4 protein-coding genes are annotated in these 2461 nt (G+C 72.0%); all 4 read right to left on the bottom strand.

Going from position 1 to position 2461, the window contains the following annotated elements:
* Positions 1–256, bottom strand: a 256-nt coding sequence (locus VFW24_14630; protein ID HEX5267998.1) for a hypothetical protein, incomplete at its 3' end; no start/stop codon positions are given.
* On the bottom strand, positions 253–939 hold the full coding sequence (locus VFW24_14625; protein ID HEX5267997.1) for a gluconate 2-dehydrogenase subunit 3 family protein: 687 nt from the start codon (positions 937–939) through the stop codon (positions 253–255). The genes VFW24_14625 and VFW24_14630, both read right to left, overlap by 4 nt.
* Positions 939–1391: a hypothetical protein gene (locus tag VFW24_14620; protein HEX5267996.1), complete on the bottom strand. Its 453-nt coding sequence runs from the start codon at positions 1389–1391 to the stop codon at positions 939–941. Before VFW24_14620 ends, VFW24_14625 begins: the two co-directional genes overlap by 1 nt.
* 3 nt (positions 1392–1394) lie before the next feature.
* Positions 1395–2461, bottom strand: a 1067-nt coding sequence (locus VFW24_14615; protein HEX5267995.1) for a thiamine pyrophosphate-dependent enzyme, incomplete at its 5' end; no start/stop codon positions are given.

Below are 2461 nucleotides of genomic sequence, written 5' to 3'. Positions count from 1 at the left end.
CGTCGCTGACCCAGTCGGTGTCGGGGTCCCAGAACGGCCCGGCGTCGAGAGCCGCCACCCGCCATCCGGCCCGGGCCAGGCGCTGGAGAAGGGTGGCGCCGCCGGCGCCGCATCCCACGACCACGCAGTCGAGCTCGTCGTCGTCGTCGAACCGGGCCATCCCGGTGCGCAGCCGGTCGTCGATGCCCGTACCGCCGTTCGGCACGAGCCACGCCGACTCGTTGCGCCGTCGCAGGGAGGAGTAGCTGACCCTCACCTGTCGTCGGAGAGACCGAACTCGTGGGCGCGCCGGGCCTGCTCCACCCGCTCCGCCCAGGGCACCGGATCCCGGGCGTCGACCTCAGGGCGCTCCCACCGCTCCCGCTTGTCGACGCCGATGGCCTTGTAGCCGCGCGGGTAGGCGGGGCCCCCGAAGCCGATCTCGTTCCAGGCCCACGGATGGGAGTAGAACGCCGCGCACGCGTAGCGCGTCCACAGCGACCAGACGTGGCCGCCCTTCAGGCCGTGGTAGTCCTCGGCGTCCTGCACCGCCTGGACCAGCTCCGCCTGCTGGTGCCACTCCAGCGCCGCGAGCTCCCGGCCGAACCGGGTGCGGGCGTCGAGGTCGATGAAGCCGACGGTCTGGCGCCACGCCTCTCCGTCGGGCGGCATGTCCTCGTAGAACCAGCCGTCGGTCTCCCCGAGAGCCAGCCGCTGGTCGACCATCCGGGCCACCGGCACCCGGGGTTCGTCGCGCTGGCCGAGCAGCACGTCGAGCAGCGCCTTCAGGGTGGCGAACTCGGGGGGGCTGAAGAAGCTGTGGTCGGGGAACGGGTCGAGCCGGGCCAGCACCACCCCGGCGGTCACCTCGTCCCAGCGGGGGACCTCGTCGAGCACGTCGAAGTCGGGGAACCGCCCCTTCTCCCCCGGGGTCGTCCCCCGGCGGGCCCGGATCGGCATCAGTCCCCCTCCCGGCGGAGGAGGGCGGCCAGCAGGCCCATGCCGCCGACCATGCTGGCCAGGAGGGGGGCGAAGGCCGGCGGCCCCATCTCCAGGTTGTAGGCGAGATTGCGCCGGCCCCCGGGCTTCTGGAGGATGCCCCGCCAGTGCAGGTAGGTCCCCTGGAGACCGTTGGCCACCACCGCCGCCGAGGCGAGCGGGAGCACCGTGTGGGCCGCCCGCCGGCTGAAGACGGCGGCGATCCCGGCCGGCGCCACCGTCGGGACCACGACGACCGGCCACCACATCATCTTGTTGCCGAAGCTGGCGCTGTCGTGATTGAGGAAGATCTCCCCGGTCGTGATCAGGGCCCCGACGGCCGCCAGGCCGGCAAGCGAGCGCTCGAAGCGGCCGGTCCGGATGTCGGTGACGGCCGAGGCAACCAGGCTGCCCGCCCGGAGGGTCCTGCGCACGCCTCAGCCCTTCTGACCGGGCAGGAACTCCTGCAGCTTCTGCTTGATCCCGGTGCGCAGCACGCCGCGGGCGTCCTCGTCCCCGGACAGCAGCGCCCGCGCCGCCTCCTTCATCTGCTCGAAGGTGGCGTGGGGCGGTATCGGGGGCACGTCGGGGTCGCAGTGCACGTCGAGGAGGGCGGGGCGCCCGGCGGCGAAGGCCCGGCGCCAGGCCGGAGCCAGCTGGTCGGCGTCACGGACCTCGATGGCCTCGAACCCGAGGCTGGCCGCGAACGACGCGTAGGAGACGTCCGGCAGGGTCTGGGACTCCGCGAACTTCGGCGCCCCCTCCATGGCGCGCATCTCCCACGTCACCTGGTTGAGGTCGTCGTTGTGGATCACCGCCACGACGAAGCGGGGATCGGACCACTCCTTCCAGTACCGGTGGACGGTGATCAGCTCGGCCATCCCGTTCATCTGCATGGCCCCGTCCCCGACCAGCGCCACGACCGGCCGGTCCGGATGGGCAAACTTGGCTCCGATCACATAGGGAACCCCCGGCCCCATGGTGGCGAGGGTGCCCGACAGCGAGCCCCGCATTCGTCCGCGCATCTTCAGGTGCCGGGCGTACCAGTTGGCGGCCGAGCCCGAGTCGGCGGCCACGATGGCGTCGTCGGGCACGAGGGCGGAGAGCTCCCACACCATCCGCATGGGGTTCACCGTGCCGGGGCGCTCCGAGTCGGTCATGGCCCGCCGCTGGACGGTGTTCCACCAGTGGGCGACGTTGCCCTCGACGGACTCGCGCCAGCTCCGGTCCTCCTTGCGGTTCACTAGCGGGATCAGGGCGCGCAGGGCCTCGCGGGCGTCGGCCACGATGTTCAGCTCGTACGGGTACCGCATGCCGATGAACCGGCCGTCGACGTCGATCTGGATGGCGCGGGCCTGCTCGAACGGCGGCATGAACTGGGTGTAGGGGAAGTTCGAGCCGACGGTGAGCAGGGTGTCGCAGTCCTGCATCATCTCGTAGCTGGGACGCGTGCCCAGCAGCCCGATCGACCCGGTCACGAAGGGCAGCTCGTCGGAGAGGACGT

The organism is Acidimicrobiales bacterium (assembly GCA_036273495.1).
In the GTDB taxonomy this organism is placed as follows: domain Bacteria; phylum Actinomycetota; class Acidimicrobiia; order Acidimicrobiales; family JAJPHE01; genus DASSEU01.
This window is presented reverse-complemented; position numbering and strand designations above follow the sequence as displayed.

Coding starts and splice junctions, on each gene's coding strand:
- VFW24_14625 (HEX5267997.1), bottom strand. CDS start 939: ATGCCGATCCGGGCCCGCCGGGGGACGACCCCGGGGGAGAAGGGGCGG.